The sequence below is a fragment of the Kribbella sp. NPDC004536 genome, from assembly GCF_042873835.1.
Lineage (GTDB): Bacteria > Actinomycetota > Actinomycetes > Propionibacteriales > Kribbellaceae > Kribbella.
Genome location: NZ_JBIALY010000002.1, coordinates 960645 through 987106 on the forward strand (window position 1 = coordinate 960645; position 26462 = coordinate 987106).

At 68.4% G+C, this 26462-nt stretch carries 26 protein-coding genes; 15 read left to right on the forward strand and 11 right to left on the reverse strand.

From position 1 onward, the window contains the following. Positions 1-48: 48 nt before the first annotated feature. Genes ACFYRU_RS19370 through corA form a run of 3 tightly spaced genes read right to left on the reverse strand, consistent with a single transcriptional unit; the run spans position 49 to position 2652 of the window. Positions 49-1044: a hypothetical protein gene (locus tag ACFYRU_RS19370; RefSeq protein ID WP_387660528.1), complete on the reverse strand. Its 996-nt coding sequence runs from the start codon at positions 1042-1044 to the stop codon at positions 49-51. After that, complete coding sequence (locus ACFYRU_RS19375) at positions 1041-1643, reverse strand: RNA polymerase sigma factor (protein WP_387660531.1); 603 nt, start codon at positions 1641-1643, stop codon at positions 1041-1043. The genes ACFYRU_RS19370 and ACFYRU_RS19375 overlap by 4 nt, the downstream gene beginning before the upstream one ends. Positions 1644-1680: 37 nt before the next feature. Further along, a complete protein-coding gene (gene corA / locus ACFYRU_RS19380; RefSeq protein WP_387660534.1) occupies positions 1681-2652 on the reverse strand; it encodes a magnesium/cobalt transporter CorA in 972 nt (323 codons plus the stop codon). Positions 2653-2700: 48 nt separating this feature from the next. Here corA and ACFYRU_RS19385 point away from each other — a divergent pair, with 48 nt between their 5' ends. The 3 genes from ACFYRU_RS19385 to ACFYRU_RS19395 are packed head-to-tail and all read left to right on the forward strand — an operon-like array spanning position 2701 to position 4779. Beyond that, positions 2701-3396, forward strand: a complete 696-nt coding sequence (locus tag ACFYRU_RS19385) for a histidine phosphatase family protein (RefSeq protein WP_387660537.1) — start codon at positions 2701-2703, stop codon at positions 3394-3396. A 13-nt stretch (positions 3397-3409) separates the two neighbouring features. Continuing rightward, complete coding sequence (locus ACFYRU_RS19390; protein WP_387660539.1) at positions 3410-3988, forward strand: DUF3090 domain-containing protein; 579 nt, start codon at positions 3410-3412, stop codon at positions 3986-3988. After that, positions 3985-4779, forward strand: coding sequence for an SCO1664 family protein (locus ACFYRU_RS19395; RefSeq protein WP_387660542.1), 795 nt, complete (start codon positions 3985-3987; stop codon positions 4777-4779). The genes ACFYRU_RS19390 and ACFYRU_RS19395 overlap by 4 nt, the downstream gene beginning before the upstream one ends. On the opposite strand, the gene ACFYRU_RS19400 is transcribed toward ACFYRU_RS19395, so the two are convergent. Next, positions 4776-5474 carry a DUF6882 domain-containing protein gene (locus tag ACFYRU_RS19400; RefSeq protein WP_387660545.1) on the reverse strand — a complete coding sequence of 233 codons (699 nt, stop codon included), beginning with the start codon at positions 5472-5474 and terminating at the stop codon, positions 4776-4778. The genes ACFYRU_RS19395 and ACFYRU_RS19400 overlap by 4 nt on opposite strands. A gap of 102 nt (positions 5475-5576) precedes the next feature. Between ACFYRU_RS19400 and mshC the strand changes: the two genes are divergently transcribed. Continuing rightward, complete coding sequence (gene mshC / locus ACFYRU_RS19405) at positions 5577-6797, forward strand: cysteine--1-D-myo-inosityl 2-amino-2-deoxy-alpha-D-glucopyranoside ligase (protein ID WP_387660548.1); 1221 nt, start codon at positions 5577-5579, stop codon at positions 6795-6797. A 107-nt stretch (positions 6798-6904) separates the two neighbouring features. Here the strand turns inward: mshC and ACFYRU_RS19410 are convergent, their stop codons facing one another. From ACFYRU_RS19410 to ACFYRU_RS19420, 3 genes are all read right to left on the reverse strand, one after another. Next, positions 6905-7798, reverse strand: a complete 894-nt coding sequence (locus ACFYRU_RS19410) for a hypothetical protein (protein WP_387660551.1) — start codon at positions 7796-7798, stop codon at positions 6905-6907. A gap of 10 nt (positions 7799-7808) precedes the next feature. Continuing rightward, positions 7809-8591: a L,D-transpeptidase gene (locus tag ACFYRU_RS19415; protein WP_387660554.1), complete on the reverse strand. Its 783-nt coding sequence runs from the start codon at positions 8589-8591 to the stop codon at positions 7809-7811. A 99-nt stretch (positions 8592-8690) separates the two neighbouring features. After that, positions 8691-9530, reverse strand: a complete 840-nt coding sequence (locus ACFYRU_RS19420) for a polysaccharide deacetylase family protein (RefSeq protein ID WP_387660557.1) — start codon at positions 9528-9530, stop codon at positions 8691-8693. A 60-nt stretch (positions 9531-9590) separates the two neighbouring features. Here ACFYRU_RS19420 and ACFYRU_RS19425 point away from each other — a divergent pair, with 60 nt between their 5' ends. Then, positions 9591-9968: a MerR family transcriptional regulator gene (locus ACFYRU_RS19425; protein ID WP_387660560.1), complete on the forward strand. Its 378-nt coding sequence runs from the start codon at positions 9591-9593 to the stop codon at positions 9966-9968. Here the strand turns inward: ACFYRU_RS19425 and ACFYRU_RS19430 are convergent. Continuing rightward, positions 9953-10801: a PAC2 family protein gene (locus ACFYRU_RS19430; RefSeq protein WP_387660563.1), complete on the reverse strand. Its 849-nt coding sequence runs from the start codon at positions 10799-10801 to the stop codon at positions 9953-9955. The genes ACFYRU_RS19425 and ACFYRU_RS19430 overlap by 16 nt on opposite strands. A gap of 173 nt (positions 10802-10974) precedes the next feature. On the opposite strand from ACFYRU_RS19430, the gene ACFYRU_RS19435 reads away from it, so the two are divergent. The 7 genes from ACFYRU_RS19435 to ACFYRU_RS19465 all read left to right on the forward strand — a co-directional run bounded on the left by ACFYRU_RS19435 (position 10975) and on the right by ACFYRU_RS19465 (position 19508). Then, positions 10975-11628 carry an HAD family hydrolase gene (locus ACFYRU_RS19435; protein WP_387660566.1) on the forward strand — a complete coding sequence of 218 codons (654 nt, stop codon included), beginning with the start codon at positions 10975-10977 and terminating at the stop codon, positions 11626-11628. Between the two features lie 48 nt (positions 11629-11676). Beyond that, the gene (locus tag ACFYRU_RS19440; protein ID WP_387660569.1) at positions 11677-13242 is read left to right on the forward strand and encodes an ABC transporter substrate-binding protein; all 1566 of its coding nucleotides are present in this window, start codon (positions 11677-11679) and stop codon (positions 13240-13242) included. Between the two features lie 252 nt (positions 13243-13494). Beyond that, on the forward strand, positions 13495-14487 hold the full coding sequence (locus ACFYRU_RS19445) for an ABC transporter permease (RefSeq protein ID WP_387660572.1): 993 nt from the start codon (positions 13495-13497) through the stop codon (positions 14485-14487). Positions 14488-14539: 52 nt separating this feature from the next. Next, entirely contained in the window at positions 14540-16297 is a 1758-nt protein-coding gene (locus ACFYRU_RS19450; RefSeq protein ID WP_387660575.1) for an ABC transporter substrate-binding protein, read from the forward strand. Between the two features lie 78 nt (positions 16298-16375). Then, on the forward strand, positions 16376-17401 hold the full coding sequence (locus tag ACFYRU_RS19455) for an ABC transporter permease (protein WP_387660578.1): 1026 nt from the start codon (positions 16376-16378) through the stop codon (positions 17399-17401). Then, positions 17398-18441 (forward strand): ABC transporter ATP-binding protein, encoded by a 1044-nt coding sequence (locus ACFYRU_RS19460; RefSeq protein ID WP_387660581.1) that lies wholly within the window; start codon positions 17398-17400, stop codon positions 18439-18441. Before ACFYRU_RS19455 ends, ACFYRU_RS19460 begins: the two co-directional genes overlap by 4 nt. 11 nt (positions 18442-18452) lie before the next feature. Beyond that, positions 18453-19508 (forward strand): ABC transporter ATP-binding protein, encoded by a 1056-nt coding sequence (locus ACFYRU_RS19465; RefSeq protein ID WP_387660584.1) that lies wholly within the window; start codon positions 18453-18455, stop codon positions 19506-19508. Here the strand turns inward: ACFYRU_RS19465 and ACFYRU_RS19470 are convergent, their stop codons facing one another. Both ACFYRU_RS19470 and ACFYRU_RS19475 read right to left on the reverse strand, forming a co-directional pair. Beyond that, entirely contained in the window at positions 19509-20297 is a 789-nt protein-coding gene (locus ACFYRU_RS19470; RefSeq protein WP_387660587.1) for an SGNH/GDSL hydrolase family protein, read from the reverse strand. Then, positions 20294-21622 carry an alpha/beta hydrolase gene (locus ACFYRU_RS19475; RefSeq protein ID WP_387660590.1) on the reverse strand — a complete coding sequence of 443 codons (1329 nt, stop codon included), beginning with the start codon at positions 21620-21622 and terminating at the stop codon, positions 20294-20296. Before ACFYRU_RS19475 ends, ACFYRU_RS19470 begins: the two co-directional genes overlap by 4 nt. Before the next feature lie 248 nt (positions 21623-21870). Between ACFYRU_RS19475 and ACFYRU_RS19480 the strand changes: the two genes are divergently transcribed. The 3 genes from ACFYRU_RS19480 to ACFYRU_RS19490 are packed head-to-tail and all read left to right on the forward strand — an operon-like array spanning position 21871 to position 26000. Further along, positions 21871-22707 (forward strand): MIP/aquaporin family protein, encoded by an 837-nt coding sequence (locus ACFYRU_RS19480; RefSeq protein WP_387660593.1) that lies wholly within the window; start codon positions 21871-21873, stop codon positions 22705-22707. Between the two features lie 27 nt (positions 22708-22734). After that, a complete protein-coding gene (glpK, locus tag ACFYRU_RS19485; RefSeq protein WP_387660595.1) occupies positions 22735-24252 on the forward strand; it encodes a glycerol kinase GlpK in 1518 nt (505 codons plus the stop codon). 35 nt (positions 24253-24287) lie between these two features. Continuing rightward, on the forward strand, positions 24288-26000 hold the full coding sequence (locus ACFYRU_RS19490) for a glycerol-3-phosphate dehydrogenase/oxidase (RefSeq protein WP_387660598.1): 1713 nt from the start codon (positions 24288-24290) through the stop codon (positions 25998-26000). 47 nt (positions 26001-26047) lie between these two features. Here the strand turns inward: ACFYRU_RS19490 and ACFYRU_RS19495 are convergent, their stop codons facing one another. Continuing rightward, complete coding sequence (locus tag ACFYRU_RS19495) at positions 26048-26422, reverse strand: hypothetical protein (protein ID WP_387660601.1); 375 nt, start codon at positions 26420-26422, stop codon at positions 26048-26050. Between the last annotated feature and the right edge of the window lie 40 nt (positions 26423-26462).

Sequence of the window (26462 nt, forward strand, 5' to 3'; positions counted from 1 at the left end):
ACTCCGAAGCGCCCGGGGACCCCCTGCCCCGGGCGCTTCGGCCTGCGGTCAACAGCCGAGGGCGACCTTGTACTCCGCCTCGACCCGGCCCTGCTGCACCAGCGCGTCGGTGATCTCCCAGAGCCCCTTGGACCAGGCGCCCGAGGCAACCATCTCGTTGAGGATCTTCCACGAGTGGGCGGTTGCCAGCGCGTCCTTGGCCTGCTTCTTCGCGGCCGCATCGCCCGTTGTCCACTGGTCGAGCCAGGCACACGTCACGTGACCCGTGATCGCCGCGCCGAGGTTGTACCGGCTGTCCACGTCACCCTTCGCGAAGGCGTCCCGGTCGAACCCGTTCGGCACTGGGATGTCCTGGAAGATTCCGGCGACGACGTCGGCCCGCCGGGCCGGTTGCACCGCGCTGGCCGGCATCGCGGCGAGCCAGGTGTCGACGTCCGCCGTCCGGAGATCGGCCAGCATCTTCCGGTAGGCCACGTCCGAGCCGAGCGCGGCGCGGATCTCGACGTAGCTGGCACCGTCCGGCGGAAGCATGGTGACGCGGTCCGGGGTGCTCAGGAAGAGCGTCGCCTTCCGGCCGAGTACGGTGACCGGTTCCTTCGTACCGGCCTGGGTTGAGTAGTAGTCGTGGTACTGGTCGCTCGGCCGCCAGACGACGTCGACGGTGTGCTTGCCGTCGGAGAAGGTCAGCTCGCCGTCCGACCTCGTGAACGGCAGGTTGACCGCTTGTACCTTCCAGGACGGGCCCAGCAGGATGCGCGCATTGTTCTCTGCGAATGCGCGGGCTTCGGCGGCGTATGCCGGGGCCGGTGCGGCGGGGTTGCCATGGGGGATCAGCGCGCCGGTGACCGCGACGGCGATCGCGGCCGCCGCGGCGGCCACGGCGACCAGGATCGGGCGGCGGTGCGCACGGCGTACTTCGGGAGTTGCTGCGGTGGTGGTCATGATCTCCTCGACCAGGTCTGCGGCGGCGGCCGGTGTCGGCACCGGGCCGTCGCCGAACGGATCGGCTCCCGCGACCAGGCGGTCGATCTCCTGCTTGTTCATCGGTCCTCCTCGGTCGGGGGGTTGTCGTTCCGCTCGTGTCCGGGACCCCCGAAGGCGTCACCGAGCAGCTTTTCGAGCCGGCGCCGGGCGCGGTGCAGCCGCGTCCGTACGACCCGGGGCGACAGCCCGAGCACGGTCGCGGCCTCGGACGGGTCGAGCCCTTCCCAGCCGGTCAGCATCAGCAGTTCGCGATCGCTGTCGCCGAGCTTCGCCATCGCGGCTCGTACGACCACGGCCGAATCGCTCGCCTCGGCCGGATCCGGTACGGCCTTCGCCAACTCGCTCCGCAGCCGCTCGCCGAGTCGCTCCCGCCGGTCGTCGCCGCGCCGCTGGTTGGCGAGCACCCGCCGCGCGACCCCGTACAGCCACAGCCGGGCCGCGTCCCCTTCCGGTACGTCGTTCAGCCGCCGCCACGCGACGAGCATCGTGTCGGCCACCACGTCGGCGGCATCCGTACTCGATCCCACCCGCCGCATCGCGTACCCGAGCAAGGCCCGGAAGTTGGCGTCGAACAACGCCCGGAACCGCTCCTCGTCGCCCGCACCCACGGCCCGGAGCGCCCCGGAAGGCGGGGAGTGCGCCGCTGTCGAAGTCGTCATGCTTCCCCCATGTCCGGCCACTTCCGGCGCGTTACACCTACAGCCAGCCGACCTTGCGGAAGAAGCGGTACATGGTGATGCAGACGGCGGCCATCACGAGCAGGATCGCGTAGTAGCCGAAGTGCCAGCGGAGTTCGGGCATGTTGTCGAAGTTCATGCCGTAGATGCCGGCCAGCATCGTCGGTACGGCGGCGATCGCCACCCAGGCGGAGATCTTCCGCATGTCGTCGTTCTGCTGGACCGAGACGCGCGCGAGGTGCGCGTTCAGGGCCGACGTCAGCAGCGTGTCGATCGCCTCGGCCTGGTCGGAGACCCGGCTCAGGTGGTCGGCGACGTCGCGGAAGAACGGGCTCGCCTTCGGGCCGAGGCCGGCCACGCCGTGGGCGAACTGCTCCATCGGTTCGCGCAGCGGGTCGATCGCGCGGCGCATCTCCAGCACCTCGCGCTTCAGCCGGTAGATCCGCTCAGCGTCGCTGGTCCGCTCGGGGGAGAACACCGAGCTCTCGATCTCGTCGACGTCGAACTCGACCTGTTCGGCGACCTTCTCGTAGTCGTCCACGATCGCGTCGCAGATCGCCCACAGCACCGCAGCGGGCCCGTGCCCGAGCATCGACGCCCGCTCCTCGAGCTCGTGCCGGGTGGTGGCCAGTTCACCGCCCTCGCCGTGCCGGACGGTGACGACGTACCGCTGGCCGATGAACGCGGTGACCTGGCCGGTCTCGACCGCGTCGCCCTCGTCGACGTACCAAAGGGTGCGCAGCACGACCAGGATCGTGTCGCCGAATCGCTCGACCTTCGGGCGTTGATGGATCTGCAGCGCGTCCTCGACCGCCAGGTCGTGCAGGCCGAACAGCCGCTGGACCCGCTCCATCTCGGCGTCGGACGGGTCGTGCAGGCCGATCCAGCCGAAGCTCTCGTGGTCGTCGTCGATGGCGTGGGCAACGGTCTCCGGGTCCCTGGGCAGCTGCTGCCGCTCCCCGCCCGCATACACCCCGCAGTCCACGATCACCCGACCATGATGCCTCACAGCTTGGACGGACCCGCTAACGTGCAGTGCATGCCCACGGTGATTCTGGTCCGCCACGGCCGTAGCTCCGCGAACACTTCCGGCACGTTGGCCGGCCGTACGCCCGGCGTGAAGCTCGACGACACCGGCGTCAAGCAGGCCGAGGCCGTCGCGCAGCGGCTCGCCGATCTCCCGCTGGCCGCGATCGTCACCTCGCCGCTCGAGCGCTGCAAGCAGACCGCCACGGCGATCGCGAAACTGCACGACGGGTTGCGTCCGGCAACGGATCGCCGACTGACCGAGTGCGGGTACGGCGACTGGACCGGGAAGAAGATCGCGACCCTGGCCAAGGACCCGCTGTGGACCGTCGTACAACAGCACCCGTCCGCGGTGACGTTCCCCGGCGGCGAGTCGATGCGGGCGATGCAGCAACGAGCGGTCGACGCCGTCCGGGCGCACGACGCGGAACTGGCGAAAAGCCATGGCGACCAAGCGATCTGGGTGGCCGTCTCGCACGGCGACGTCATCAAGGCCATCGTCGCGGACGCGCTCGGTCAGCACCTGGACACCTTCCAGCGGATCGTCGTGGACACCGCCTCGACCACGATCATCACCTACACCGCGACCCGCCCGTTCCTGGTCCGGCTGAACGACTCCGGCAGCGAGCTGGCGTCGCTGGTTCCTAAGCCGTCAGCGAAAGCGAAGCCGAAGAAGCAGTCCTCGGACGCAGTCGTCGGCGGACGGTAATAGGGTCATAGGTATGGCGCGAGTTGTGCACTCCTACGACGACCCCGAGCGGTTCGTCGCCGGCACCGTCGGGGAACCAGGTGCGAGGACGTTCTTCCTGCAGGCCCGGGCCGGGCACCGGCTGACCTCGGTGGCGTGCGAGAAGGAACAGGTGATGGCGCTCGCGGAGCGGCTGGACGTGATGCTGGACGAGGTCGCCCGGCGGTTCGACCGGGACCCGGTGCCGCAGACCGGTTCCGACGACACTGCGCCGCTGGAGCAGCCGATCGAGGAGGAGTTCCGGGCCGGCACCATGACGCTGGCCTGGGAGGCCGACGCCGAGCGGGTGGTCATCGAGGTGTTCGCGGTGGTCGCCGTCGACCCGGCCGAGCTCGAGGAGGAGCCGGACCCGGTCACCGCGGCGATGGAGTCCGACGACGCCGAGGTGTTCGTGGTCCGGATCACCGAGGAGCAGGCGCGGGCCTTCGCCCGGCGCGCGGTCGCGCTGGTCGCGTCCGGCCGGCCGAGCTGCCCGTTCTGCGGCCGGCCGATCGACGCCGACGGCCACATCTGTCCGCGGGCCAACGGCTACCGCAGGCACCTGCCGGAATGACAGTCGACCCCGAGCTCCTTGCGCTGGGGGAGCTGTCGTTGCACGGCCGCCTGGTCGCCGCCTCGAACGGTACGTACCAGGGCTCGGTCAGCCTGTCGGGCGAGACCGCGACCGTGGTCTACAAGCCGGTCGAGGGCGAGCGGCCGCTGTGGGACTTCCCGGACGGCACGCTCGCGCAGCGCGAGTTCGCCGCGTACGTCGTCTCCGAGGCGCTCGGGTGGCACGTCGTACCACCCACCCTGCTCCGTGACGGGCCGCTCGGCGTCGGCATGGTCCAGCTGTGGATCGACGAGGCCGAGCTCGGACCGGGAGAGACCGAGCTCGTCGACATCGTCCCGCAGGGGCGCGTACCCAAGGGCTGGGTCGGCGTGCTGGAGGCGCTCGACGGGCGGCACAACCCGGTCACGCTGGTGCACGCGGACAACGACGCGTTGCGGCGGATGGCGGTGTTCGATGCCGTGGTCAACAATGCCGACCGCAAGGGCGGCCACGTGCTGAACCCGGGCGACGGGCGCGTGTACGGCGTGGACCACGGCGTCACGTTCAACGCCGACGACAAGCTCCGTACGGTCCTGTGGGGCTGGGCCGGCGAGCCGGTCCCGGCCGAGCTGCTGACCGACGTACGGCGGTTGGCCGACGAGTTGGCCGGCGCGCTCGGACAGCAACTGTGCGAGCTGATCACCGCGGTCGAGCTGACCGCGACCAGGGAACGCTGCGCGACGCTGCTGAAGACCAAGACCTTCCCGTACCCGAGCGACGACTGGCCGGCCATTCCCTGGCCGGCGTTCTAGCTCCGCGGCTGCACGCTGACGTCGCCGAGGCGGCCGAGCTCGTCGAAGGACGCGACCACGACGCTGCCGTTGGCCGACGTACCGCGGATGGCGTCCGGGGCCTCCTCGAGCTGCAGGCCGAAGTGCTGGAAGTAGCCGCGAACGACCTGGCGATGGTCGGACGGGAACACGCTCACGGCCGTCACCAGCAATCGGGGCGTGGCGATCGGGTCGAACCCGGCCTCGGGCAGCTGCTCGTCCGCAACGTGCAGGTACACGTGGCCGCGGCCCTCGTTGATCGCGGTCGACCAGACGCCGCGGCCGCCGAGGACCGTACCGGCCGTGATCGCGAGCATCGTCGCGGCCTGGCCCGGCTGCTCGAACCCGCTGAGGTCGGGGCTCTCCGCGGTGAACTCGGTGATCCCGTGCCGCTCGCCGAACTCGCGAATCGCGCCGGTCGGCGCGACCGCGGGGGCGTCCGGACCGAAGCCCGGGTTCGCCCAGCCCCACAGCCACGTTCCGTCGAGCTCGGAGAAGCTGCCGAGCAGGGTGATGCCGCTCAGCACGCCACGCTCGCTGCTCAGGGTCCGCTCGTTCAGGTCGGCCTGCAGCGAGTCCGGCCCGACAACCTCGTTGAACAGGTCCTGCTGCTGGATCGCGGCGGCAGCGATCCAGGCGCCGTACGCCTGGAAACCGGCGCTGAACTCGGTACTCATCGCCCGCGAGATTATCCGCCGCCGGGGTGCACCGCGATCTCGGGACCACGGAATGGAACCGTGTCGCGTCATTGAAAATCGGACTGGCATAAGCTCCGACACATGCAGGCGTGGACGAAACCAGACATCCCGGTCGTACCCGGGCCGGCCCGGCGGCTACGCCTCTACGACACCGCCTCCCGCGGTCTGGTCGAGGTGGAGGCCGGCGACGGGAAGACCGCCCGGATGTACGTGTGCGGCATCACGCCGTACGACGCGACGCACATGGGACACGCGGCGACGTACGTCACGTTCGACCTGATCAACAGGCTGTGGCGGGACTCCGGGTACGACGTCGTCTACACGCAGAACATCACCGACGTGGACGACCCGCTGCTGGAGCGCGCGACCGCGACCGGCGTCGAGTGGACCGACCTGGCGGCGCAGGAGATCCAGCTGTTCCGCGACGACATGACCGCGCTGCGGGTGATTCCGCCACAGCACTACATCGGGGTCGTCGAGTCGATCGACCTCGTCGCGTCCGCGGTGGACGACCTGCGCCGGGCGGGCGCGGTCTACTCGGTCGACGGGGACCTGTACTTCGCGATCAAGACGGATCCTGCCTTCGGCGGGGTGTCGGGGTACGACCGCGAGACGATGACTGAGCTGTTCGCCGAGCGTGGTGGGGACCCGGAGCGCGAGGGGAAGCAGGACCCGCTGGACAGTCTGCTGTGGCGGCACGAACGGCCGGACGAGCCGGCGTGGGACTCGGCGCTCGGGCGTGGGCGGCCGGGGTGGCACGTGGAGTGCTCCGCGATCGCGCTGGAGTACCTCGGGATGACGTTCGACGTCCAGGGCGGTGGGTCGGACCTGATCTTTCCGCACCACGAGATGTCGGCGAGCGGGGCGCAGGTGGCGACGGGGGAGCACCCGTTCGCGCGGGCGTACGTGCACCAGGCGATGGTCGGGCTCGACGGCGAGAAGATGTCGAAGTCCAAGGGAAACCTGGTGCTCGTGTCCAAGGAGCGGCTGGCCGGGGCCGACCCGATGGCGATCCGGCTGGCGCTGCTCACCCACCACTACCGCACCGACTGGTTCTGGACGTCGTCCGACCTCCCCGACGCACAGGCACGGCTCGAGCGCTGGCGCACCGCTGTCGCTCGTACGTCCGGGCCTGACGGAGCGGCCGCTGTTGACGCCGTACGCGCGGCCCTCACGAACGACCTCGACACTGTGTCAGCGCTGGCAGCCGTCGACACCTGGGCATCGACCGAAGGCGACGACCTCGAAGCCCCCGCCCTGATCGCCCAAGCCTGTGATGCATTGCTGGGCGTCAGGCTCTAGCGGGGAAGTCGGGGGGTGACCTGCGCGCCGGGGGCCTTGAACAGGTAATAACCGGTGCCGGGGCACCAGTTCCTGTTCAAGGCCCCGGCGATGGGCGGTGGGTTGGCTCAGCCGGTGACGGCTTGGTGGGTTTTCACCGGGGTCGGGACGGGAGCCGCGGGTGGAGTGTTGACCTGGGGTGGGGCGGGGTGGTCCACCGGGGGCTTGGGAGTGGGCTTCGGCTTGGCTGCGGGTTTGGCGCAGGTGGCGGAGGCCAGGTTGATGGTTTCGGCGCCGCCGCCGAGTTCGATGGTCAGGCCGGTGACGGTGAAGGCGCCGTCGGAGTGCTTGGCCTGGGTGTTGACCTTGATGTTGGCCAGCGGGTTCGACGGCAGGCTCGCGCCCTGCGTGGTGGTCGGGAGCTTGATCGTCTGACCCAGCAGCGTCAGCGAGCCGATGTCGATGCCGCCCTTGGCCCCGGAACACCAGACGTTCAGCGAGTCGATCGCAAGCAAGGCCTTCGGCGGCGTCAGCAGCAGGTTGCACAGGTCCGGCAGGTTCTTCACCGGCAGGTCCTTGGTGCTCAACTTCGGCAGCCCGAGCCCGAGGTCGGGCAGCGCCAGATCCGGCAACGGCAGGTCGCCGGCGCCGGTGGGTGGCAGGTTCGCGCACTGCTGCTTGAGCTCCGGCGGGATCTTCACCTGGCTGAGGATGTCCGGCCCGACGACGATGTCGAACAGTTCCACCGAGGCGGAGTCGTTGCCCGCGGTCGCCGTACCGGCCCGCACCGAGAGCAGCGGGTTCTGCGGGAGCTCGAGCGCGGACGTCGTCTGCCGTTTGCCGTCCGGCGACTCGGCGTACGGCGTCTTCGGGATCGGCACCTGGCCGTCGGCGCTGACCGCGTACGCCGAGGAGGGGCGGGCCGCTGCGTTGCCGAGGGGGGCACTCGCGACCAGGCTGAACGTCACGACGCCGGCCACGGCCGCAGCCGTCAGCACCGTCGGAGTCAGTGGGCGTCGCATCGGAATCTCCTTATTTGCTGTCGATCAGGACGAGCGTCCCGAGCGGAACCTTCTGCAGGTCGGCGAGGGCGGTCTTCGGCACCCGGACGCAGCCCGCGCTGATCGCCGCACCGAACACGTGCGGATTCGGCCAGCCGTGGATCGCGACGGTACCAGGTCCGCCACCGAACGTGTCCAAGGTGGGACTGTGCGCACCCAACGGGAGCACGATCGGCGACGCCGAGCGCTTGTGGTCGATGATCGAGCCGAGCAGGAACGTCCGGCCGGGCGGCGTCGGCGTCTTCTTCGCGCCGACCCCGGCCTTCCACGTCCCGAGGCTCTTGTTGTCGTCGAACAGCTCCAGCGTCCGTGAGCTGGTGTGCACCCGGATCAGGTACGACGAACTGGCCCGGTCGAGGTCCTCGTCCTGGAGCCAGCCGGTGGACCGGTTCGGCTTGGAGGGCAGTAGTACCCGGACCCACCCGTCGGTCTGGTCGACGACCGGCAGCCAGGTCGGCCCGAACTGGGTCGGCGCGATCTTCCCGAACGCGTCGTCGGCGCCGGGGGAGCTGAACAGGGCCGCCTCGGACCGCGGATGGACGACGACCCCGGTGGTGCCGGAGTACGGATCGGTGTCCAGCGGCGCGGTGGCGATCGTGGTCGCGGTCGTCGAGGCGGTCAGCGTACTGAGATCGACGGTCTTGTGCTGGTCCTTGTTCCCGAAGATCCCGACCGCGGCGACCACCCCGAGCAGGACAAGCACGGCCAGCGCAGGTACCGAGCTGCCTCCGCGCTCGTCGCGCATCTCCCGCATGACACAGCTCCCCGTGGTCCCGGCGACGGCACGCCGTCACCCCCCAGTAGTCCGGTCGAATATAAACCCACTGGTAACAACGCGCCACACCCTGCGGAGTTACACCGTCAGATAGTGCGCGGCGATGTCGTCACTCGTGGTCAACCAGACGTCGCTCTGCGAGGCAATGTACTCCAGCGCTAGGTCCAGGTACTTCGCCCGGAACGCCTGCCCGATCACGAACGGATGCAGCGCGAGCGCCATCACCCGCCCGGTATCGGCGGAGTCCTCCCGCAGTACGTCGTACTGGTCCTTCACCATCTGCAGGAAGTCAGGGCCGGTGAGGCCGCGGAGGAACAGTCCGAGGTCGTTGAGCTCGACCGTGTACGGGACGCTGAGCATGCCCGGGACGTTCAGCCGGTAGGGCTGGTCGTCGTTCGTCCAGTCGAGCACGTAGCTGTAGCCGAGCTCCGAGAGCAGTTGCGGAGTGTTGTGCGTCTCGGTCAGCCCCGGCCCCATCCACCCGCGTGGACGCTGCCCGGTCGCGGTCTCGATGGTGCCGGTGATGCCTTCGAGTACGCGGCGTTCCTCGTCCGGCTCGTAGCCGGTGTGCAGTGCCGAGTTCGTGCGGCCGTGCGCGAGCCAGGCCCAGTTCCGTTCGACGCCGGCCTTGACGATCTGCGGGTTGTGTTCGGCGACCAGTGAGTTGACGAGCGCGCTGGCGCGAACGCCGTACCGGTCAAGGATGTCGATAGTGCGCCAGATGCCGACGCGTTCGCCGTACTCGCGCCAGCCGTGGTTCAGCGGATCCGGATCGAGGTCGAGCGGCCAGATACTGGTGGACGGCTTGCCGGGCAGGAAGTGCTCGATGTTCAGGCCGACGTAGAAGGCGACACGCTTGCCGTCGGGCCAGTCGAGCCGGGGCCGGTCGGGGAGCGGGCTGTAGTCGTAGAGGGTCATGATGGGACGGTAAAGTCTGACATCAGTGTCAGGTTCAAGTCCCAGGTGCGGAGGCCGAGCGTGCGGATCGGGGAGCTGGCGCGGCGGACCGGGGTGAGTGAGCGGTCACTGCGGTACTACGAGGCGCAGGGGCTGTTGGTGTCCGAGCGGACGGCCGGCGGGCAGCGGGAGTACGCCGAGCGTGCCGTGGACCGGGTGGTCCTGATCCAGGAGCTGTTCGCGGCCGGTCTGCACAGCCGGAAGATCGCGCAGCTGCTGCCGTGCATGCGCGACCCGGACGGCGGCCCGAACGAGCGGGCCACGCCCGAGCTGGTCACCGAGCTGACCGCCGAACGGGACCGCATCGACCGGATGATCGCCGACCTGACCACGTCCCGCGCCGTGCTGGACGACGTCATCACCACCGCGACGCGGGAGCTGCCCTACTCGCCGGGGTGATTCTTGTTGCGGCGCTTGAGGTAGCGCTCGAACTCGGCGGCGATCGCTTCGCCGGTGGCCTCGGGCAGGTCGGCGGTGTCGCGCTGTTCCTCGAGCGAGTGCACGTACTCCGCGACCTCCGGGTCCTCCTCGCTCAGCTCGTCGGCGCCGCGCTGCCAGGCCCGCGCGAGCTCGGGCAGCTCGCCCTCGGGGATGGTCAGGTCGAGCAGCTCCTCGATCTTGCCGAGCAGCGCCAGCGACGCCTTCGGGCACGGCGTACCGGCGATGTAGTGCGGGATCGCGGACCAGATCGACACCGACGGGACGCCGAGGGTGCTGCACAGGTCGGCGAAGACGCCGGTGATCCCGGTCGGCCCCTCGTACGTCGACTGCTCCAGGCTCCAGGCCGCCGTCAGCTCCTCGTCGGAGGAGGTGGCCGACACCGGGATCGGCCGGGTGTGCGGCGAGTCCGCGAGCAGCGCGCCGAGCACGACGACGACCTGCGCGTTCGACTCGTCGACGATCTCCAGCAGTTCGCGGGAGAACGCCCGCCAGCGCATGTTCGGTTCGACGCCGCGGATCAGCAGCACGTCGCGGCCGGTGTCGTCCGGCCGGGCCAGGTAGATCCGGGTGGTCGGCCAGGTGAGCTGCCGGACGCCGTCGTCGTCGATGCCGACCCGGGGCCGGTTCACCTGGTAGTCGTAGTAGTCCTCGGGGTCGATCGCCGTGACGAGTTCCGCGTCCCACTCGTCGATCAGGTGGTCGACAGCTCCGGTGGCCGCCTCGGCCGCGTCGTTCCAGCCCTCGAACGCGGCGATCACGACCGGGTCCCTCAGGTTCGCGAGGTCAACCACTCGCAGGCCCCCTGTCGTCTCTGTAGCCACACCGGCCTCTGGCCGGAATCCGGACTGCCAGCCTACGTGTTCGGCACGGGTCACGTGTCCGGTTTCACCCCAGGCGGAACGTGTCGCGCCGGACCAGGGAGAATAGGACCGACACGAGCCAACCCGGAGAAGAGGAGCGTTAGTTGCCGGCCCTGCAAGCGGTGCTGTGGGACATGGACGGGACGTTGGTCGACTCCGAGAAGGTCTGGGCGGAGGTGCAGCTGGAGCTGCTGCCGTCGCTCGGCGCGACGTGGACGCTCGAGGACTGTATGTCGTTGATCGGCAGCGACCTGCGGGACGCGGTCCAGGTCTGGCTGGCGCGGATCCCGGCCGGGGTGATCACCGGCGACGAACTGGCGCACCGGATGTTCTCCGAGGTGGTCGAGGCACTCCGCCGCGACGTCACGTTCCAGCCGGGTGCACTCGAACTGCTGCAGGCGCTGCGTAAGGAAGAGGTCCCGTGCGCGCTGGTGTCGGCGTCGTACCGGTCGATGATCGACGCCGTCCTCGGGCACCTGCCGCCGGATCCGTTCGACGTGATCGTGGCCGGTGACGAGGTGACGCTGGGCAAGCCGCACCCGGAGCCGTACCTGACCGCGGCGGACAAGCTCGGCGTCGACCCGGCGTACTGCGTGGTGATCGAGGACTCGATGACCGGCACCCAGGCGGGGACAGCGGCCGGCATGTACGTGGTCGCCGTACCGCAGTGGATCAGCATCCCGGACGCACCGCGGCGGCTCGTGGTCAAGTCGCTGGAACCGCTCACACCGGAGTCCTTGCGCGCGCTGCTCCGTTGACGCGTTACCGTCTTTTGTTGCGGTTGTGGGCTGGGGAAAGGTGAGACGGTGAGTGAGTGGGTGCGCCGAGTGTCGGCGGCCGTTGCTGTCGGTGCGCTGGGGTTGTGCCTGGCGGCCTGCGGTGAACCGGACGACAACGCCCCGCACCCGGGGGAGCAGACGCCGAAGCTGATGCTGCTCCGGCTGGCGACCACCGACGCGGCCACCTCCCTCGACCCGGCCGGTCCGTACGACCCGGCCGCCCGGACCGTCCAGGCGAACCTGTACCAGACGCTGCTGACGATCCTCCCGGACAAGCCGACGCCGGTACCGGACGCGGCGGACTGCCAGTTCGACTCGCCGACCACGTACACGTGCAGCCTGAAGGAGAAGCTGACCTTCCCGAACGGGCACGACCTGACCTCGTCGGACGTGAAGTTCAGCTTCGACCGCCTGATCCGGCTGAAGACGCCCGGGGGACTGGCGCCGCTGTTCGCGTCGGTGAAGTCGGTCAGTACGCCGGACCCGCTGACGGCCGTGTTCAACCTGACGACCCCGGACGCCCGGCTGCCGTACCTGCTGACCACGACCGCGGCGTCGATCGTCGACGAGCAGTCGTACCCGGCCGACGGGCTGCTCGAGGACAAGGCGATGGGCAGCGGCCCGTACCAGCTTGCCGGCTACAAGGCCGGCGCGGAGGTCGCGCTGACGAAGTTCGCCGGGTACCGCGGTCCGCGCGCGGCCCAGAACGACGGGGTCACGATCAGCACGCTGGCGGACTCGAACGCGGTCTACCAGGCGATCACGACCGGCAAGGCCGACCTCGCGTTCCACGGCCTCGGCCCGAACCTGCTCGACAACCTGCGCAAGGCCGGCCAGGTCCAGGTGGTCGACACCGGCTCCGCGGAGATCCGGCTGTTCGCATTCCAGATGAAGTCGTTGCTGTCCCGGAACCCGGCGATCCGGCGCGCCGTCGCCCAGGTGGTCGACCGGTCCGCGATCGCGAAGAAGGCGTACGGCGACCGCGTGTCGCCGCTGTTCTCCGTCGTACCACCCGGCTTCGGCGGCCAGGTCGACGCGTTCAAGACCGAGTTCAAGCAGCCGAACAAGGCGGCCGCACTGACGATCCTCAAGGACGCGAACATCGCCGTACCGGTCCCGCTGACGGTCGGCTGGACGCCGTCGCAGTACGGCGCCGGCGCGAAGGCCGAGGTGCTGGAGCTGAAGCGGCAACTGGAGGCGACCGGGCTGTTCCGGATCACCTTGCGCAGCGCCGAGTGGCCGCAGTACCAGGTCGCGACGAAGAACGGCGCGTACGACCTGTACCAGACCGGCTGGACGCCGCAGTACCCCGACGCGGACGACTATCTGGCGCCGTTCGTCACCGACGCACCGCTGCAGAACGGCTACCGTTCGGCGGCGGCCACGAAGCTGCTGCAGCAGGAACGCACCGAGCAGAACGGCCTGAAGCGCGACGACCTGATCGGGCAGCTACAGGGAGTGATCGCGCACGACGTACCGGTGATCCCGGTCTGGCAGGGACGGGTCTCGGTGGCCGCCGCGAAGGACCTGGAGAACGTGAAGACCGCTCCTGATCCGCTCGCGTTCCTGTATCTCGCCGGATTGCGGCGCTGATCAGGGCCCCGATTACGGGCCTGACACAAAAATGCCATGGCAGTAACGGTTCGCGAGGTGCCGGCGACCGTCGGTACGACGCCGTGGTTTACTGCGGATTGTCCACGATACGGGACGATTTCCTGACGATCACGATCGGGCAACGCCGGACTTTCGGCCTTTGACTCCAGGCTGTAATGGCGGCAGGTTTAGGCGACTGCCGCAGCCGAGCGGCCGTCGGATCCATTGACAGCGGACAGGGGTACCTAGCGCGTGACCACACCACTCGAGGTCGAGCCGGGTGCGGCGGGGGAGCCGGAAGCCATCCTGCAGGGCGTGACCCGGATCGAAGGCCGCTCTTTGTGGCGGATCTCCTGGACCCGGCTGAAGCGCGACAAGGTCGCGATGGCCGGGGCGGTCGTCGTCGTGCTGCTGATCCTGATGGCGGTCTTCGCGCCGCTGATCGTGAAGGCGTTCGGCAATCCGCCGAACGAGTTCCACGAGGACCTGATCGACACGAAGAACGGCACCCTCGCGCCGCTCGGCTCTTTCGGCGGGATCAGCTGGCACCACCTGATGGGGCTCGAGCCGGTGAACGGCCGGGACATCTTCAGCCGGGTCGTCTACGGCTCGCGGATCTCGCTGCTGATCGCGTTCTTCGCGACGCTGCTGTCGGTCGCGATCGGCACCACGCTGGGCATCGTGGCGGGCTTCTTCGGTGGCTGGGTGGACGCCGTGATCAGCCGCTTGATGGACATCTTCCTGGCCTTCCCGCTGCTGGTCTTCGCGATCGCACTGGCCGGCGTGATGCCGGATTCGGCGTTCGGGCTGCAGGGCAACACGCTGCGCGTCGTCCTGCTGATCTTCATCGTCGGGTTCTTCAACTGGCCCTACATCGGCCGGATCATCCGCGGCCAGACACTCTCGCTGCGGGAACGTGAGTACGTGGACGCGGCCCGCAGTCTCGGCGCCCGCCGTCCGTACATCCTGTTCACCGAACTGCTGCCGAACCTGCTCGGCCCGATCCTGGTGTACGCGACCCTGCTGATCCCGACCAACATTCTCTTCGAGGCGGCGCTGTCGTTCCTCGGCGTGGGTATCCGGCCGCCGACGGCGTCCTGGGGCGGCATGCTGTCCGACGCGGTCACCTTCTACACGATGCCGCACTTCATGTTGTGGCCCGGCCTGGCGATCTTCGTCACCGTGCTCTCGTTCAACCTGTTCGGGGACGGGCTCCGTGATGCCCTCGATCCGCGTTCCCGCTAGCTCCACCGAAGTCCTGGCAAGCTCCTGAGAAGAAGGGGTGAGATCGGAAACGATGAACACCAAACGAATGAAGTTGGCGACCGCCGCAAGTGTGGCGCTCGCACTCGGACTGTCGGCCTGTGGGGGAGGCAGCAACAACAACAGCGGCAGTTCGGGTGGGACCACCAAGGCCGAGTTCAACGCCGGCCTGACCAAGGTGTTCAACCCGTCCGACAAGAAGGGCGGCATCGTCAAGTTCGCGGACGAGAGCGCGCCTGACTCGGTGGACCCGGGTGACACCTACTACGGCAGCCAGTGGAACATGATCCGGCTGTACGGCCGGGCCTTGACGATGTTCACGGTGGCTCCCGGAGATGCCAGCAACAAGCTGGTCGGTGACCTGGCCGAGGACGTCGGCAAGGCCAGCGACGGTGGCAAGACCTGGACCTACACGCTGCGCAAGGGCGTGAAGTTCGAGGACGGCACCGAGATCCACGCCCAGGACGTCAAGTACGGGATCGAGCGCTCCACGGACAAGGAGACGTTCCCGGACGGCCCGGCGTACTTCGACTCGATGCTCAACTGGCCGGCCGGCTGGAAGGGCCCGTACAAGTCGAAGGGCATGAACACCGACTCGGCGATCAGCACGCCGGACAACTACACGATCGTCTTCCACCTGAAGGCGCCGTTCGCCGGCATGGACTACCTCGCGATGACGCCGCAGACCATCCCGGTCCCGGTCGCCAAGGACACCGGCGCGAAGTACAAGCAGCACGTGGTTGCCTCGGGCCCGTACATGTTCGAGAGCTACTCGGACGGCAAGAGCTACGTCCTGAAGCGCAACCCGTCCTGGGACGCGTCGACCGACCCGAACCGCAAGGCGCTGCCCGACGGCTACGACATGCAGATGAACGTCGACGCGGAGGACATCGACAACCGGCTGATCTCCGGTGACGTCGACGTCGCGCTCGCCGGTACCGGTGTCACCGCGGCCACCCAGAGCCGGGTGCTCGGCGACCCGAACCTGAAGGCACGGGCCGACAACGCGACGCTGTCGCGGCTCTGGTACACCTCGATCAACCCGACGGTGAAGCCGTTCGACAACATCGAGTGCCGCAAGGCGATCGAGTACGGCATGGACAAGACGTCGTACCAGACCGCGTACGGCGGTCCGTTCTCCGGTGGCGACCTGGCGACCACGCTGATGCCGCCGATCGTTCCGGGGTACCAGAAGTTCGACCTGTACCCGACGCCGGACGGCAAGGGTGACCTGGACAAGGCCAAGGCGGCGCTGGTCGCCTGCGGTCAGCCGAACGGGTTCTCGACGAACATCTCCTACCGCGCCGAGCGGCCGAAGGAGAAGGCCACCGCCGAGGCGTTCCAGCAGCAGCTGGCCAAGATCGGCATCAAGGTGACGCCGCGTCCGTTCCCGAAGAAGGACTACTTCTCGACGTACGCCGGCAACCCGCCGTACGTGGCGAAGAACAACCTCGGCCTGGTCGTCAACGGCTGGGGCGCGGACTGGAACGACGGCTTCGGCTTCCTGTCGCAGATCACCGACTCGCGGGTCATCCGGGAGACCGGTGGCTCGTCGAACACCAGCGTCCGGATCCCCGAGGTCGACAAGATGCTCGACCAGGCGGTCGGCGAGCTCGACACGGCCAAGCGGAACTCGGACTGGGGTGCGATCGACAAGCGGGTGATGGAGGAAGCGGTCATCTACCCGGGCGTCTACGCCAAGAGCCTGCTGCTGCGGGGCAAGAACCTGACGAACGTCTTCGTCAACCCGCAGTTCGGCATGTACGACTACACGGCGTTCGGCAAGCAGTAACCCCGTCGCTCCTTTCGAGATTAGGTAGGTGAAGGCCGTTGGTGGCCGGTCCGGGACGAGGTCCCGGATCGGTCACCGATGCCGAGGTCTGTGATCGCATACATCATCCGGCGGCTGGCCGCCGCGGTCGGTCTGTTGTTCATCGTGAGCGTCATCACGTTCTCGATCTTCTATCTGGTGCCCAGGCTCGCCGGCGCGTCGCCCGAGACTCTCGCGACCAGATACGTCGGCCGGACGGCGACCGCCGAGACCGTGCACCTGACGGCCGAGAGACTCGGCTTCTACGATCCGATCGCCGTGCAGTACGGACACTGGGCGAAGGGCATCTTCGTCGGCGCGAGCTACGACATGGGCAGCGAGGTCGACCACTGCCCGGCGCCGTGTCTCGGGTACTCGTTCATCACCCGGCAGCCGGTCTGGCCGGACCTGCTCGACCGGGCGCCGGTGACGCTGTCGCTGGCGGCCGGTGCGTCGATCCTGTGGCTGCTCGGCGGTGTGGCCATCGGAGTGCTGTCGGCGCTGCGCCGGGGCAGCATCTTCGACCGGGCCGCGATGACAGTCGCCCTGGCCGGCGTGTCGATGCCGATCTTCTGGACCGGTCTGATGGCGCTGGCGTTGTTCAGCTACAAGCTCCAGATCTTCAAGGGCGGCGGCTCGTACGTACCGATCACCCAGAACCCGATCGAGTGGGCGCAGTCGCTGCTGCTGCCGTGGATCACGCTGGCCTTCCTGTTCTCGGCCCAGTACGCCCGGCTGACTCGTGCGGGCATGCTCGAGACGATGAACGAGGACTACATCCGGACCGCCCGGGCCAAGGGGCTGAAGGAGAACGTGGTCGTGGTCCGGCACGGCCTGCGCGCCGCGCTGACCCCGATCCTGACGATCTTCGGCCTGGACCTCGGCCTGCTGCTCGGCGGCGCTGTGCTGACCGAGAAGGTGTTCTCCCTGAACGGCCTGGGCAAGTACGCCGTGACCGGCATCTCCGACCAGGACATGCCGAAGATCATGGGCGTCACGCTGCTCGCGGCCTTCTTCATCGTGATCTCCAACCTGGTCGTCGACCTGCTGTACGCGGTCGTGGACCCGAGAGTGCGGCTCCAGTGACAGCGAACTCCCCGGCGACCTCTTCCGCGTTCCTGCAGGTCCGCGACCTCAAGGTGCACTTTCCGACCGACGACGGCCTGGTCAAGTCCGTGGACGGGCTGTCGTTCAGCCTCGATCGCGGCAAGACACTGGGCATCGTCGGCGAGTCGGGTTCCGGCAAGAGCGTGACCAGTCTGTCGATCATGGGTCTGCACAAGGCCGGTACCGCGAGGATCAGTGGCGAGGTGCTGCTGGACGGCCAGGACCTGATCAGCTCGACCCCCGACGAGGTCCGGCAGTTGCGGGGCAAGCGGATGGCGATGATCTTCCAGGACCCGCTGTCCGCGATGCACCCCTACTACACCGTCGGCACCCAGATCGTCGAGGCGTACCGGGTGCACAACCAGGTGACCAAGGCGGTCGCGCGCAAACACGCGATCGAGATGCTCGACCGGGTCGGCATTCCGCAGCCGGACAAGCGGGTGGACGCGTACCCGCACCAGTTCTCCGGCGGGATGCGGCAGCGCGCGATGATCGCGATGGCGCTGTCCTGCGACCCGGACCTGCTGATCGCCGACGAGCCGACCACGGCCCTCGACGTCACCGTACAGGCGCAGATCCTGGACCTGATCCGGGACCTGCAGCGCGAGTTCAACTCGGCCGTCATCATCATCACCCACGACCTCGGGGTGGTCGCCGAGCTGGCCGACGACATCCAGGTGATGTACGCCGGCCGGGCAGCGGAGTACGGGACCGCGGAGGACATCTTCGACCGTCCGCAGCACCCGTACACCTGGGGTCTGCTCGGCTCGATGCCGCGGATCGACCGGGAGCGCAGCGAGCGGCTGATCCCGATCAAGGGCACGCCGCCGAGCCTGATCAACGTCCCGAACGGCTGCGCCTTCAACCCGCGCTGCAACTACGCGCACCTGAACAACGGGCTCAGCGAGACCGAACGGCCGGAGCTGCTGGACATCGGCGACGGTCATATGGTCGCCTGCCACCTCTCCCCGCAGAACCGCCGCGAGGCGTGGGAGACCGACATCAAGCCGAAGCTCTGAACGGGACGACTGTGACTACTACTGACGCCGAACCGACTCCCAAGCCCGTCAAGGACGGCGAGGAGCTGCTGGCGGTCGACGGCCTCGTCAAGCACTTCCCGATCCGCAAGGGGCTGCTGCAGCGCCAGGTCGGCGCCGTCCAGGCGGTCGACGGCCTGACCTTCAGCGTGAAGCAAGGCGAGACGCTGTCGCTGGTCGGGGAGTCCGGGTGTGGCAAGACCACGACGGGCCGGCTGCTCACCCGGCTGGAGACGCCGACCGCGGGCAAGATCGTGTTCGAGGGGCGTGACATCAGCAAGCTCAGCGACGGGCGGATGCGGCCGATGCGTCGCGACGTCCAGATGATCTTCCAGGATCCGTACGGCTCGCTGAACCCGCGGCACACGGTCGGCAAGATCGTCGGTGCGCCGTTCAAGCTGCAGAACGTGAAGACCGAGCACGGCGTGAAGAAGGCTGTACAGGAGCTGCTGGAGCTGGTCGGCCTTTCGCCGGAGCACTACAACCGCTACCCGCACGAGTTCTCCGGCGGTCAGCGGCAGCGCATCGGCATCGCCCGGACGCTGGCGCTGCGCCCGAAGCTGATCGTCGCCGACGAGCCGGTCTCCGCACTCGACGTGTCGATCCAGGCGCAGGTCGTGAATCTGCTGGAGGACCTGCAGAACGAGTTCGACCTGACGTACGTGATGATCGCCCACGACCTGTCCGTGGTCCGGCACGTCTCCGACCGGGTCGCGGTGATGTACCTCGGCAAGATCGTCGAACTCGCCGATCGCGTCAGCCTGTACGAACGCCCGATGCACCCGTACACGGTCGCCCTGCTCTCCGCCGTCCCGGTCCCCGACACCAAACGCAAGGGCAAACAAGAACGCATCCGCCTCCAGGGCGACGTCCCCAGCCCGATCAACCCGCCAACCGGCTGCCGCTTCCACACCCGCTGCTGGAAAGCCCAGGACATCTGCAAAACCCAGGAACCCCCCTTGCTCCAACTCGCACCCGGCCACCAAACCGCCTGCCACTTCCCCGAAAACCTGGAAACACCCATCCCGGCCGCGAAGGCGGATCAGTAACTAGCTTTTCGGTAGCGGGTTGGGTGTGGCGGTGAGGAGGACGTTGGCTATCAGTTGGTGGCCGGTGGTGTTGGGGTGGTCGCCGTCGGGGGCGAGTAGGGACGTGATGTTCGCGCTGTGCTCGAACGGGGTGTAGATGTCGACGTAGGTGGCGTCGTCGGCCGCGGCTGCGGCGTTGATGGCGGCGTTGGTGCGGAGCGTTAGTTGGTCGCTGGCGACGCGGCCGCTGGCGGTGTACTGGCGTTTGGCGACGTCGCCGTCCTTGAAGACGTTCCAGTAGCCGGTCATCAGGATCGTGGTCGGCAGGTTGTCGCGGAGGGTGTGGATCCGGGACAGGATCTTGTCCAGGTTCACCGTCAGCTGCTCGTACTCGTCGGACACGCAGTCGCCGACGCACTGGCCGCTGGTGACGTCGTCGTGGTGGTCGCCGAAGTCGTTCGCGCCGATTGTCAGCAGGACGACGTTCGCCTCCGACGTGGCGACCTCGGTGGGGGAGTCGTGCTGGTCGAGCGCCTGCAGCAGACCGCCCGAGTCCATCCCGCCGACGCCCATGTTGTCGACCGAGACCGCCTTGCCGTCGCGGTCCTGGAGCAGGTCGCCGTACATCTGCGGGAACGCCGAGCAGTTGCAGTTGGTACCGGACGTGACCGAGTCGCCGAGGGCCACCACGTGGACCTCGCCGGCAGGTTGCGGCCGGAAGACCTCGCTCACCGTGTCGGCATCGCTGATCACGGTGACGACGATGAGGACGACCAGGCCGATGGCGAGCCGTCGAAGTGTCTGGATCACGCCGGTTTCGTGTGCCTCGTTTCGTGGTGCTCGCCGGTGGCCAGTTGGGTGTCGTGGTGCGTCAGCCCCGCGAGGGCGAGTTGATTGACCAGCCAAGGATAGGCCGACGCGAACGCCGGCGCCGCGAACTGCCACACGTGCGTGCCGGGGGAGATCTCCACCCGGGACCAGATCCCGACCTTCGCCGCCGCGCTGGACAGCTCCTTCGCCTCGCGCTGATGGCGGCGTTCCTCGGTGCTCGTCAGGAACAGCCCGTTCACGCCGGTGTACTTGCCGTGCGCCTTCATCACCAGGAGCGGCTCGTTCTGCTTCTCGAGCGCCACGTTGCCGCCGTACAGGTCGTGCAGGCTGGCGGCCGGCGTACTCGTGTACGGCGCGAGGTCACCGGAGATGTCGATGAAGTGGGTGAACACGTCCGGGTGCTCGACGACCAGGTCGAGCGCGCACGTACCGCCCATCGAGAACCCGGCGACTGCCCACTGCTCCGGGTTCGCGGAGGCCCCGAACGTCTTCTCGACGTACGCCGGGATGTCCTGGTCCAGGTGGTCAGCGGAGTTGCCGCGCGGACCGTTCACGCACTCGGTGTCGTTGTCGAACTTCCGGGTCGCGTCGACGAACACCAGGATCGGCGCGTACCCGTGGTGCTTGCTCGCGTACTGGTCCGACACCTGGACGGCGTTGCCGAGCCGGACCCAGTCACCCGGGCCGCCGCGCTCGCCGCCGATCAGCTCGACCACGGGCAGCGGGTGCCGGTGCTGGCTCCGGACGAACCAGATCGGCGGCAGGTAGACCAGTTCCTGCCGGTGCGCGAAGTGGCTGTACGTGTCCGGGATGTTCACCGCGACGAGCTTCCCGGCTCCCGGCACCTTGGTCGCGTTCGCCTCGTGGTTCAGCCCCGCGATCGATACCTGACCCGGCAGCGGTGCGTTCGACCAGTCGTTCACTGCCGCGTCGATGGTCGGGTAGTACCCGACGAACTGGTTGATCCCGTTCGCACACACCAGCGCGGCGAGCGCGGCCGCCAGGACTGCCATCCCACGCCGCCACCAGCGGGCCGTACGCCACCCCGCCGCCAGCACGATCAGCGCCGCGACCGCCAGCCCGAACCACAACCAGACCGAGAACGGCAGTGGATCCGTGACGCCGACAGCCTTTGCCCCCGGGTACGCGGCAAGCATGGTCAGCAGCAGGGCCAGCCCCGCGATCAGCGGAATCGCCCGCAACCGCCACTCCCGGTTCCGCCACCCGATCGCGGTGATCAGCGAACCGGCAGCCAGCACGTCCAGCATCGCCGGAAACCATCCCCCCAGCAGCGACACACTCATCCGACCCTCCGTAAGCCAGTAGACCCAACCCCCAGACGCCGTACGTCAACGAATGGTTGGCACAACTGATTCCGGCCCACTCAGCGTCTCCTCAGGTTCGTTCGAGTAACCGTCCGATCACTGAGTGTCGTAGCTCAGGACAAAGGGGCGCGCGTTCGACAATGTCGAACGGGAGCCGTTGTACGGCGGGGGGTTGGATCTTAGATTCCAGCCAGCCGTGGTCGTCACGGCGAGGAAGGGAGGTTGGTATGGCTACGACCGAAGCGGTCAAGGCGAAGACCCTTCTGGGGGAGTGCGCGGCGGAGTTCGCGGGCACGTTCATCCTGATTCTGTTCGGGGTCGGTGTGGTGGCACAGGTGGTCGCCGGCGGGATCGGCAACCACGACTCGATCGCGTGGGCCTGGGGCCTGGGCGTGGTGCTGGGCATCTACACCGCGGGCCGGATGACGGGTGCGCACCTGAACCCCGCGGTCACGATCGCGCTGGCGGCATTCCGGGGGTTCAGTTGGCGGAAGGTCCTGCCGTACTCCGTGGCGCAGTTCTTCGGGGCGTTCCTGGCGGCGCTCGTGGTTCGCTGGAACTACACCGAGGCCCTGCACAAGGTGGACCCGGGACTGACCATCAAGACGCAGGGGGTGTTCTCGACGCTGCCCGGCAACGGCAGCATGGACCTCGGCGTACACATGTGGGGCGGGTTCCGGGACCAGATCATCGGTACGGCGATCCTGATGTTCCTGATCCTGGCGATCACCGACCTGCGGAACACGTCGCCGGCGGCGAACCTGGCGCCGTTCATCGTCGGCCTGGTCGTGGTCGGCATCGGGATGGCGTGGGGTACGAACGCCGGGTACGCGATCAACCCGGCCCGCGACTTCGGCCCGCGGGTGGCATCGTTGATCACCGGCTACGGCGGAGCACTCAAGGACCAGTTCGGGGATGTCTATTTCTGGGTGCCGATCGTGGCACCGATCCTCGGGGCACTGCTCGGCGGGCTGCTGTACGACCAGCTGATCGGCCGCTTCCTGCCGATCGCGGACGAGGACGAGGAACCGGGCCGCATCCCGGAGGAGAAGACGAGCGCATGACACCGTTCTGTGAGGAGAGGAACTTCCATGGCTGACTTCGTCGGTGCCGTCGACCAGGGCACCACGAGCACCCGCTTCATGATCTTCGACCATTCCGGCAACGAGGTGGGCAAGCACCAGCTCGAGCACGAGCAGATCCTGCCGCAGGCCGGCTGGGTCGAGCACAACCCGCTGGAGATCTGGGAGCGGACGAGTTCGGTGATCCGGACCGCGATGAACGCGCAGGGCCTGCAGGCGAGCGACCTGGCCGCGCTCGGCATCACCAACCAGCGCGAGACCGCCGTGGTGTGGAACCGGAAGACCGGCCGGCCGTACTACAACGCGATCGTCTGGCAGGACACCCGGACCGACCGGATCGCGTCCGCCCTCGAGCGCGAGGGCAAGGGCGACGTGATCCGGCAGAAGGCCGGCCTGCCGCCGGCGACGTACTTCTCGGCCGGCAAGGTGCAGTGGATCCTGGAGAACGTCGACGGGGTCCGCGAGGCCGCCGAGGCCGGTGACGCGGTCTTCGGCAACACCGACACCTGGTTGCTGTGGAACCTGACCGGCGGCACCGAGGGCGGCGTCCACATCACCGACGTCACCAACGCCAGCCGGACCATGCTGATGAACCTCGAGACGCTCGACTGGGACGACGAGCTGATCAGCTTCTTCAACATCCCGCGTTCGATGCTGCCCGAGATCCGGCCGTCGTCGGACCCGGGCAAGTACGGGGAGACGCTGGCGAACGGCCCGCTCGGCGGCGTCGTACCGCTGACCGGTGACCTCGGTGACCAGCAGGCGGCCACCGTCGGACAGGTGTGCTTCAACCCTGGTGAAGCGAAGAACACCTACGGCACCGGCAACTTCATGCTGCTGAACACCGGTACGGAGCTGGTCCGGTCGAAGGCCGGTCTGCTCAGCACGATGTGCTACAAGTTCGGCGACGAGGCCCCGGTGTACGCGCTGGAGGGTTCCATCGCGGTCACCGGTTCGGCGGTGCAGTGGCTGCGCGACCAGCTCGGCATCATCTCCGGTGCGGCCGAGATCGAGACGCTGGCCAAGCAGGTGGACGACAACGGCGGGGTGTACTTCGTCCCCGCGTTCTCCGGCCTGTTCGCGCCGTACTGGCGGTCGGACGCGCGGGGCGCGATCGTCGGTCTGTCCCGGTTCAACACCAACGCGCACCTGGCCCGCGCGACACTGGAAGCGATCTGCTACCAGAGCAAGGACGTCACGGACGCGATGGAGAAGGACTCGGGCGTACGGCTCGACGTGCTGAAGGTCGACGGTGGCGTGACCGCGAACGAGTTGGCCATGCAGATGCAGGCCGACATCCTCGGCGTACCGGTGAGCAAGCCGGTCGTCGCGGAGACCACCGCCCTGGGGGCGGCGTACGCGGCCGGGCTCGCCGTGGGCTTCTGGAAGAACAAGGACGAGCTGGTGCAGAACTGGAACGAGGACAAGCGGTGGGAGCCGCAGTGGAACGACGAGCAGCGCGAGAAGGGGTACGCCGGCTGGCAGAAGGCCGTGCAGCGCACCCTGGACTGGGTTGACGTCGACTGATTGTCCGTTGGAACGAGTTGGGAAGGACAACACAAGTGGCTGTAGTAGCTCTGTCACCGCAAGCGAGGGCCGACGCGATCGACGCGATGGCCGACGGACGTGAACTGGACGTCCTGGTGATCGGTGGCGGGGTGGTCGGCACCGGGTCGGCGCTCGACGCCGCCACCCGCGGGCTGACCACCGGACTGCTGGAGGCGCGCGACTTCGCGAGCGGCACCTCCAGCAGGTCCAGCAAGCTGATCCACGGTGGCCTGCGCTACCTGGAGATGCTCGACTTCCGGCTCGTACACGAGGCGTTGCAGGAGCGCGGTCTGCTCCTGCAACGGCTGGCGCCGCACCTGGTGAAGCCGGTCCCGTTCCTGTACCCGCTCCAGCACCGCTGGTGGGAGCGGTTCTACGCGGGCGCCGGCGTCGCCCTGTACGACGGCATGGCGGTCAGCTCGGGCCTCGGCGCCGGGCTGCCGATCCACCGGCACCTGACCCGGCGCGGCGCGATGCGGCTGGTGCCGTCGTTGAAGAAGTCCGCCCTGGTCGGCGCGTTGCAGTACTACGACGCGCAGGTCGACGACGCCCGGCACACGATGGAGCTCGCGCGGACGGCAGCCTCGTACGGCGCCTTCGTCGCGAACCGGGTCAAGGTCACCGGCTTCCTGCGGCAGGGTGAGCGGGTCACCGGCGTCCAGGCGAAGGACCTGGAGAGCGGTCGCGAGTTCGAGGTCCGGGCGAAGCAGGTCGTGAACGCGACCGGCGTGTGGACCGACGACACGCAGGCGATGGTGGGGGAGCGCGGGCAGTACCACGTCCGCGCCTCGAAGGGCATCCACCTGGTCGTACCGAAGGACCGGATCCAGTCCAGCACCGGGATGATCCTGCGGACCGAGAAGTCCGTACTGTTCATCATCCCGTGGGGCCGGCACTGGCTGATCGGGACGACCGACACCGACTGGCACCTGGACAAGGCGCATCCGGCCGCGACCAGCAAGGACATCGAGTACCTGCTCGACCACGTGAACGCCGTCCTGACGACGCCGTTGACGCGCGAGGACGTCGAGGGCGTGTACGCCGGTCTGCGGCCGCTGCTCGCGGGCGAGTCGGAGAGTACGTCGAAGCTGTCCCGCGAACACGTCGTCGCGCACGCCGCGCCCGGTCTGGTAGTGGTTGCCGGTGGCAAGTACACGACGTACCGGGTGATGGCCAAGGACGCGATCGACGCCGCCGCGGACGCGCTCGACGGACGGGTACCGCGCAGCGTCACGAAGAACATTCCGCTGGTCGGCGCGGACGGCTACCAGGCGCTGTGGAACCAGCGGCAGCTGATCGCGCAGCGGTCGGGGCTGCACGTGGCGCGGATCGAGCACCTGCTCAACCGGTACGGCGCGCTGATCGAGGAAGTACTCGACCTGGTCGCGGAGGACCCGTCGCTCGGGGAGCAACTGCCCGGGACGCAGGACTACCTCAAGGCCGAGATCGTGTACGGCGCCAAGGCCGAGGGGGCCCGGCATCTCGACGACGTCCTGGCCCGCCGGACCCGGATCTCGATCGAGGCCTGGGACCGTGGCGTCGGTGCGGCCGAGGCGGCTGCCCGGCTGATCGCGCCGGTCCTCGGCTGGGACGAGAAGACGATCGAACGCGAGGTGTCGTTCTACCTCCAGCGCGTCCGGTCCGAACGCGACTCCCAGGACCAGCCCGACGACGAGTCCGCCGACAAGGTCCGCCTCGAGGCCCCCGACATCGTCTCGCCCGCCTAGACCGGAGGGGTTGGGGAGGGCCGGCCGACCGGTCCTCCCCAAGTAGTTCAGCCGTTCGCGATCGTGACGACGTAGTTCGCGCCGTCGTCGGTGAAGCTGTAGTCACCCGGCCCGTTGACGGTCTTGGCGCCGAGGTTGTCGTCGTCGTCCGGCCAGTCACCCTCCATCAGCGTGAGCACCTTCCCCTGCGGTACGGCGACCCGCTGGATGTCCTTGCTGTCCCCGTCGGTCATCTGCACCGGCCCCCAGATCGTGGCACCGTCGACCACCAGGTACGCGTCGTCGGCCCCGGTGTTGTCCTCCTGCTGGTTGCACTTGATGTGCGTGATCACCAGGCCGGCCTGCGGCGCCGCGTGCGCGGCGGCCGGGCCGAAGGCGGCGGAGCCGAGTCCGAGTGCGGTGGCGGCGAGAATCCTGAACATGAGCTTTCTCCTCCCGAGTTGGTCCTTGCGACGCTCAGGA

Bases quoted from the DNA above. Each gene is read 5' to 3' on its own strand.
- ACFYRU_RS19480 (WP_387660593.1), top strand. From the start codon at position 21,871: ATGGCTACGACCGAAGCGGTCAAGGCGAAGACCCTTCTGGGGGAGTGC.
- ACFYRU_RS19450 (WP_387660575.1), top strand. From the start codon at position 14,540: ATGAACACCAAACGAATGAAGTTGGCGACCGCCGCAAGTGTGGCGCTC.
- ACFYRU_RS19455 (WP_387660578.1), top strand. From the start codon at position 16,376: ATGCCGAGGTCTGTGATCGCATACATCATCCGGCGGCTGGCCGCCGCG.
- ACFYRU_RS19385 (WP_387660537.1), top strand. From the start codon at position 2,701: ATGCCCACGGTGATTCTGGTCCGCCACGGCCGTAGCTCCGCGAACACT.
- ACFYRU_RS19370 (WP_387660528.1), bottom strand. From the start codon at position 1,044: ATGAACAAGCAGGAGATCGACCGCCTGGTCGCGGGAGCCGATCCGTTC.
- glpK (WP_387660595.1), top strand. From the start codon at position 22,735: ATGGCTGACTTCGTCGGTGCCGTCGACCAGGGCACCACGAGCACCCGC.
- ACFYRU_RS19395 (WP_387660542.1), top strand. From the start codon at position 3,985: ATGACAGTCGACCCCGAGCTCCTTGCGCTGGGGGAGCTGTCGTTGCAC.
- ACFYRU_RS19495 (WP_387660601.1), bottom strand. From the start codon at position 26,422: ATGTTCAGGATTCTCGCCGCCACCGCACTCGGACTCGGCTCCGCCGCC.
- ACFYRU_RS19390 (WP_387660539.1), top strand. From the start codon at position 3,410: ATGGCGCGAGTTGTGCACTCCTACGACGACCCCGAGCGGTTCGTCGCC.
- ACFYRU_RS19420 (WP_387660557.1), bottom strand. From the start codon at position 9,530: ATGACCCTCTACGACTACAGCCCGCTCCCCGACCGGCCCCGGCTCGAC.
- ACFYRU_RS19400 (WP_387660545.1), bottom strand. From the start codon at position 5,474: ATGAGTACCGAGTTCAGCGCCGGTTTCCAGGCGTACGGCGCCTGGATC.
- ACFYRU_RS19415 (WP_387660554.1), bottom strand. From the start codon at position 8,591: ATGCGGGAGATGCGCGACGAGCGCGGAGGCAGCTCGGTACCTGCGCTG.
- ACFYRU_RS19410 (WP_387660551.1), bottom strand. From the start codon at position 7,798: ATGCGACGCCCACTGACTCCGACGGTGCTGACGGCTGCGGCCGTGGCC.
- mshC (WP_387660548.1), top strand. From the start codon at position 5,577: ATGCAGGCGTGGACGAAACCAGACATCCCGGTCGTACCCGGGCCGGCC.
- ACFYRU_RS19475 (WP_387660590.1), bottom strand. From the start codon at position 21,622: ATGAGTGTGTCGCTGCTGGGGGGATGGTTTCCGGCGATGCTGGACGTG.
- ACFYRU_RS19375 (WP_387660531.1), bottom strand. From the start codon at position 1,643: ATGACGACTTCGACAGCGGCGCACTCCCCGCCTTCCGGGGCGCTCCGG.